8 protein-coding genes are annotated in these 6000 nt (G+C 55.0%); all 8 read left to right on the top strand.

Features of this window, described 5'->3' with window-relative positions:
- Window positions 1-363: 363 nt before the first annotated feature.
- The 8 genes from rpmH to JDEN_RS12800 all read left to right on the top strand — a co-directional run bounded on the left by rpmH (window position 364) and on the right by JDEN_RS12800 (window position 5832).
- Entirely contained in the window at window positions 364-501 is a 138-nt protein-coding gene (gene rpmH / locus JDEN_RS13565) for a 50S ribosomal protein L34 (protein WP_015772801.1), read from the top strand.
- A gap of 5 nt (window positions 502-506) precedes the next feature.
- Window positions 507-866: a ribonuclease P protein component gene (gene rnpA, locus JDEN_RS12825; RefSeq protein ID WP_041287949.1), complete on the top strand. Its 360-nt coding sequence runs from the start codon at window positions 507-509 to the stop codon at window positions 864-866.
- Complete coding sequence (gene yidD, locus JDEN_RS13560) at window positions 863-1204, top strand: membrane protein insertion efficiency factor YidD (protein ID WP_015772799.1); 342 nt, start codon at window positions 863-865, stop codon at window positions 1202-1204. The genes rnpA and yidD overlap by 4 nt, the downstream gene beginning before the upstream one ends.
- A gap of 3 nt (window positions 1205-1207) precedes the next feature.
- Window positions 1208-2155 (top strand): membrane protein insertase YidC, encoded by a 948-nt coding sequence (yidC, locus tag JDEN_RS12820; protein WP_015772798.1) that lies wholly within the window; start codon window positions 1208-1210, stop codon window positions 2153-2155.
- Between the two features lie 8 nt (window positions 2156-2163).
- Window positions 2164-2685 carry a Jag family protein gene (locus tag JDEN_RS12815; protein ID WP_226926641.1) on the top strand — a complete coding sequence of 174 codons (522 nt, stop codon included), beginning with the start codon at window positions 2164-2166 and terminating at the stop codon, window positions 2683-2685.
- Between the two features lie 62 nt (window positions 2686-2747).
- Window positions 2748-3380, top strand: a complete 633-nt coding sequence (gene rsmG / locus JDEN_RS12810; protein WP_015772796.1) for a 16S rRNA (guanine(527)-N(7))-methyltransferase RsmG — start codon at window positions 2748-2750, stop codon at window positions 3378-3380.
- A 370-nt stretch (window positions 3381-3750) separates the two neighbouring features.
- Window positions 3751-4659: a ParA family protein gene (locus JDEN_RS12805; RefSeq protein WP_269149081.1), complete on the top strand. Its 909-nt coding sequence runs from the start codon at window positions 3751-3753 to the stop codon at window positions 4657-4659.
- 33 nt (window positions 4660-4692) lie between these two features.
- Window positions 4693-5832, top strand: a complete 1140-nt coding sequence (locus JDEN_RS12800) for a ParB/RepB/Spo0J family partition protein (RefSeq protein ID WP_015772794.1) — start codon at window positions 4693-4695, stop codon at window positions 5830-5832.
- Window positions 5833-6000: the final 168 nt, after the last annotated feature.

The following is a 6000-nucleotide window of genomic DNA, read 5'->3' as shown; positions in this document are numbered from 1 at the left end:
ATACCAGTGTTCAAGCGCCTTTGAGAATCCCACAAGTGTAGTTTTTCTCCCCCGGGGTGACGGGTGAATAAGTTATCCACAGGCGTATCCACAGGGTGATGGGATGTTTGTGGATACCTGTGGACAACTTCACGCCACACACAGGCACAAGGACTGGTACGGTGATGAGTAACACAACGCTAGGTTGCCCGTGCAGATTGACCCCGCGAGTCATTCTGGCGTACCGTTTTATGGTTGATTCCCTACTGTCTTTGCATGCCCTGAAAAGGGGCCACTCCGCGAAGATTGCTCACCGAGCACAGGGAAAACACTGAGACCACCCGTGCGACACTGCAGTGCGCACTGAGCATTTTGGAGAACCTCGTGAGCAAGCGGACTTACCAGCCGAACAACCGGCGTCGCGCAAAGACCCACGGCTTCCGTCTGCGTATGCGTACCCGCGCCGGGCGCGCAATCCTCGCAGCACGCCGCCGTAAGGGCCGCGCTGAACTCACCGTCTGATAGCGGTGCTACCTTCCGCACACCGTCTTCGAGAAAGTGACCATTTCGGTCACACAGTTCGACGGGGTGTGCGCGCAGGAAAATCGACCATGGTGGTCCATCTGGGAACTCATCACGACATCCCAGATGGGCCAGCACTGGTCGGTTTTGTTGTATCTAAGGCCGTGGGAAATGCAGTGACCCGAAACAAAGTGAAGCGCCGACTCAGAGCGATTACTCGCGAACACCTCAATCTTCTTCACCCAGGAGAGGTGCTCGTGGTCCGAGCACTCCCCACAGCTGCAACAGCACGTTACGAGCTTTTAGAACGTGACTATGTCCGCCTGGTGTCGATGTGTCGACACAAACGAGGAGCACGCGCATGACGCAGGGAACGTCCGCTGCCGGAAGAGGCGCTCTTCAGATCATCTTGTTCTATCAGCGGTATATCTCTGTGCTTACCGGGCCAACATGCCGCTATCACCCTACTTGTTCGCACTACGCAACAACCGCGATTCAACGTCACGGTTTTTTCCGCGGTACTCGCCTTGCTGCGTGGCGCCTACTCCGGTGTGTTCCCTGGACACCCGGCGGGATCGATGATGTTCCCCCAACAGTCACGCGTCATCCCGAACCCCCAGCCCTCCACGATGGTGAACTTTGTCCAACCACGTCACCTTCAGTGAGAACTTCCCCGCACAGCACGTGCCAAGCACAGGAGTAGCTAGTGGATTTCTTCGCGTTCCTCGCGCCCATCGAATGGGCTGTGGCATGGATTATGTATCTATGCCACACGTTCTTTGTCTTCCTTGGACTGCCTGATGGGTCCGGTGTTGCATGGATCCTTGCAGTCGTTGGTCTCACCATTGTGATCCGGGTGTTGATCATCCCGCTGTTCTTCAAACAGATCAAAGCATCCCGGGCCATGCAGATGATCCAACCCGAACTGCAGGCAATTCAAAAGAAGTACAAGAATAAGACTGATCCCGCATCCCGTGAAGCCATGGGACGGGAAACCATGGCACTGTACTCAAAACACGGCACAAACCCGCTGGCGTCATGCATGCCTATTCTGTTGCAGACGCCCATCTTCTTTGGTCTTTTCCGTGTGCTCAACGGTCTCGACGAAATCGCCGCTGGCGGTAGTGCAATTGGCCCAATTAATACCGAGGTTGCCACTCAGATTGAGAACTCGCAGCTTTTTGGGGCGAGTTTGTCGTCAACTTTCCTTCACGAGCCAACAGACCCGAACACAAAGATCGTGTCTGCTGTTCTTATCGTGCTCATGTGTGCCACGCTTTATATCACACAACGCCAACTCACTATGAAGAATATGCCTGCATCTGCGATGCAGGGCCCCATGGCGCAAACCCAAAAGATCATGCTTTACCTCATCCCCGGGATGATGGCCGTGTCCGGTGTGAACTTCCCCATCGGTGTGCTGATCTACTGGGTCGTTTCTAACCTCTGGTCAACTGGCCAGCAGTTCTACACCATCAACCGTATGCCCACTCCAGGTTCCGAAGCAGAAAAACGCATGAATGAGCGCAAGGCTCGGAAAGCTGCGAAGAAGGGCATCATCATTGAAGAACCAGAAAAACCCACCGTCATCGAACAGCCCCGCGGACAACGCGAACAGCCGCAGCGGAAAAACCGACGCAAGCGGAAGAAGTGATGTCCGAGATGAATACTCAAGGAGCAGACATGGGATCAGGAACCCAACTTGATCGCAAGCGCATTACTCAACTCGAGGAAGAGGGAGACGTCGCGGCCGACTATCTCGAAGAGATTCTTGACATCGCCGACCTTGACGGGGATATCGAAATCGATGTGGAACACGATCGGGCATCTGTCGCGATCATTGCAGAGGACGACTCGTCGATCCGACCGCTTGTTGGTCGTGACGGTGAAGTGCTTGAGGCTTTGCAAGAGCTCACACGTCTCGCTGTACAAACGAAAACAGGGGAGCGTAGTCGGTTAATGCTCGACATTGCCGGATACCGAGCATCGCGTCGTACTGAACTCACAAAACTTGCTCAAGACGCCATTGCGAAAGTGAGGTCAACGGGCCGAGCTGTAGCGCTTGAGCCACTCAACGCATTTGAACGGAAAGTCGTGCACGACGTTGTCACAGAAGCTGGTCTAACCAGCGAGTCACACGGAGTGGACCCCGACCGCTACATCGAAATTTCACCAGCACAGTAACGTCTGGGAGGAAGGGCCCGCACGGAACCGTGCGGGCCCTTCCTGTCACAAGGAGAACATGTATGGACACCCATCTTCAACGCGACGATGTAGAACGATACTTTGGTGCTTCCTTCGAACGAATCGAAAAGTTTGCGACCAATCTCGCTCACGAGGGAGAGAAGAGAGGGCTGATTGGCCCACGGGAACTTGATCGACTATGGGATCGCCATATCCTCAATTCTGCTGCTGTTGTTCCGTTCATTCCCGAAGGGTCATCCGTTGCTGACCTTGGGAGCGGTGCGGGGCTCCCTGGCCTTGTGATTGCTTGTATGCGACCGGAAGCACACGTTCGCCTCGTTGAACCAATGGAACGACGTTGTGTGTGGCTCGAAGAGATGGTGGAAACTTTAGACCTTGACAATGTCGAGGTCCTTCGGGGGCGAGCTGAAGAGTTTCATGGTGCATTCACCGTTGATGTTGTGACCGCACGGGCAGTTGCTGCGTTGGATAAATTGTCCCGTTGGGCATTGCCGCTTCTTGAGCCACAGGGGATGCTCGTTCTTTTGAAGGGGCGAAACGTTGCTGCTGAAGTTGATCCCGCCCGTAAGGTGTTCAGGAAGTACTCGATGGGTGAACCTGTGATTAGTTCTGCACCCACACTCGAACAAGTGGAGCCAACAACGGTTGTCACCGTTGCGCGCCAAGGGGTGTAGCCGACTATTTTGGGGTCCCTTCATCATCGCAAAAAGCGGTCAATGTTTCACGTGAAACATTGACCGCTTTCTTGTGTCACAAAGTTTGGCGAAGATCATGAGGGGAGTAGGCGGCACTGTGATCTTTGTGATTCCTCCTTGACCGTGCAGGTCGCCCAGGGGTGGGAAATGTTCATTCGCGACTGAGGGAGAGTCGTTACTGCGTGTCGCGCGTCCGCACAGTATCGTTGAGTTACCGCCTTCTTCGGTTCATCGCCCCCTGGCAACGTCGGGAGAGCATGGCCGGTCACCATGGATGGGCGTGCGGTGAGAGTGACCACGTCTCACTGTAGATACGGTGATGACCCGAGACACACGAATCGAGAACGTAGTGAGCAGCATTCCGGACATCGACGACTCCACGCCACTGGCCGCGCAACTGGCTGAAGACACGCGACGGCGAATGACGTTGCAAGGTTTGCAGTACCCGAAACCAGATCGCACGCGCATCATCACCGTGGCGAACCAAAAGGGTGGGGTGGGGAAGACAACCTCAACAGTGAACCTGGCAGCATCGATGGCGCAAGGAGGTCTCAACGTTCTGGTCATCGACTCTGATCCGCAAGGTAACGCCTCCACTGCTTTGGGGGTCGATCATCATTCAGGTGTGCCCTCGATTTATGATGTGCTGGTTGACGGGATGTCTATGGCTGAGACAGTCGTTCCGTGCCCTGAGTTTCCCAACCTCTTGGTTGTTCCAGCAACGATTGATCTATCGGGAGCTGAGATCGAATTGGTGTCGCTTGTTTCACGTGAAACACGACTTCGACGGGCACTCGATGACTACTTGACGCAACGAGACGAGCAAGGGCTGCCGCGCATCGACTATGTTTTCGTTGATTGCCCACCTAGCCTTGGCCTTCTGACAGTGAACGCCTTTGTGACGGGGCGCGAAGTGCTCATCCCCATCCAATGTGAGTACTACGCACTTGAAGGTCTCAGCCAACTTCTGAAAACCATTGAGATGATCCAAGCTCACCTCAACCGTGAACTTCATGTCTCCACGATTTTGCTCACCATGTATGACGGACGTACCAACCTTGCCCAACAGGTAGTTGGAGAAGTGCGTGAACACTTCTCTGCCCAAACGCTCGACACCACAATCCCGCGATCAGTTCGAGTGTCAGAAGCCCCGTCCTATGGACAAACTGTTGTGTCGTATGAACCGACATCCACGGGGGCCCTGGCATACCGTCAGGCTGCATATGAAATGGCCTGCAAGCTCCAACACGATCACTAACAAATCGGTGAGTTACGAAGGAAGAAGGACACGATGAGTGAGAAGAAGCGTGGTTTGGGGCGCGGGCTAGGGGCTCTCATTCCCACCAGCGGGGACAACGATAGACCAGTTGACGTATTCTTCCCCGATAACCGGTCACCACAAGAAGCGGCGGCAACGAAGCCAAGCTTGTTGTCGCACGGCGCTCGCGAAGTGCTGCAAGCTCCGCCACGTCGCAGAACCTCCACTGACACGCCGGACAATGCCAGCGCGGTTCCTCCCGTGGGAGATCAACCACGTGCACGGCAGGGGGGAACGAGACGTCACACAGCGCCGGAATCTGAACTTGTTCCCGTGCCCGGTGCACGGTTCGCTGAGATCCCCACTGACGCCATCACACCGAACCCCCGCCAACCTCGTGTGAACTTTGATGAAGGTGAACTCGACGAGCTTGTCGGATCCATCCGGGAAATTGGTGTGCTGCAGCCGGTTGTCGTTCGGCAAAAGTCTGAGGGCGACTACGAGCTCATCATGGGGGAACGTCGCTGGCGTGCCACACGTGAAGCAGGATTAGACACAATCCCGGCGATTATCCGGGACACAGATGATTCTGCGATGTTGCGTGACGCACTCCTCGAAAACCTCCATCGGAGTGCGCTCAATCCCTTAGAAGAGGCAGCTGCTTACCGCCAATTACTGGACGATTTCGAATGCACACACGAAGAATTGGCCACCAGGATTTCCCGGTCGCGTCCCCAGATCTCCAACACGTTGCGGCTCTTGAACCTGCCGCCTCTTGTCCAGCGTCGTGTCGCTGCGGGAGTGTTGAGTGCAGGGCATGCACGTGCCCTTCTTGGCCTTTCTCAAACAGCAGACATGGAGAAACTGGCACAACGTATTGTGTCGGAGGGTTTGTCCGTCCGTGCGACAGAAGAAGCTGTCACGATGTCTGCAGGTGGGGACACGAAAAAGCCAGTACGCCGGGCTTCTGTCCCCAACGAAGTTGCGGAGTCACTCTCGTCACGGTTGTCCGACCGTTTTGATACCCGGGTGAAAGTGAACCTAGGAAAGACGAAGGGACGCCTCACAGTGGAGTTTGCGACATTGGAAGACCTCGATCGAATTTTGGAGATGATGGCTCCAGAAGTTGGTGGCGTGTCACCGGCAGGTTCCGCAACGCAATCAGCACAATAATGGGGTTCAGCTGTTAGTCAACTGTGTCATCAGCGAGGCTCAGCGAAGAGAGCGCAAATAACTCACTAAACGCCCAAAAGTGACTCACAGAAATGGCTCTGTGAGTCACTTTTGCGTAGGGGGTAGGGTGATGGCGCACTGACAAACAAAAACAGGGCTCTACGCCCT

Origin of the sequence: Jonesia denitrificans DSM 20603 (genome assembly GCF_000024065.1) — a bacterium.
Classification (GTDB): domain Bacteria; phylum Actinomycetota; class Actinomycetes; order Actinomycetales; family Cellulomonadaceae; genus Jonesia; species Jonesia denitrificans.
The sequence above is the reverse complement of the archived record's forward strand: the minus strand, read 5'-3'. Positions and strand labels throughout refer to the sequence as shown.

What these genes read in the sequence shown, in the direction of transcription:
- yidD (WP_015772799.1), top strand. Translation starts at nt 863, where the DNA reads ATGACGCAGGGAACGTCCGCTGCCGGAAGAGGCGCTCTTCAGATCATC.
- JDEN_RS12815 (WP_226926641.1), top strand. Translation starts at nt 2,164, where the DNA reads ATGAATACTCAAGGAGCAGACATGGGATCAGGAACCCAACTTGATCGC.
- rsmG (WP_015772796.1), top strand. Translation starts at nt 2,748, where the DNA reads ATGGACACCCATCTTCAACGCGACGATGTAGAACGATACTTTGGTGCT.
- JDEN_RS12800 (WP_015772794.1), top strand. Translation starts at nt 4,693, where the DNA reads ATGAGTGAGAAGAAGCGTGGTTTGGGGCGCGGGCTAGGGGCTCTCATT.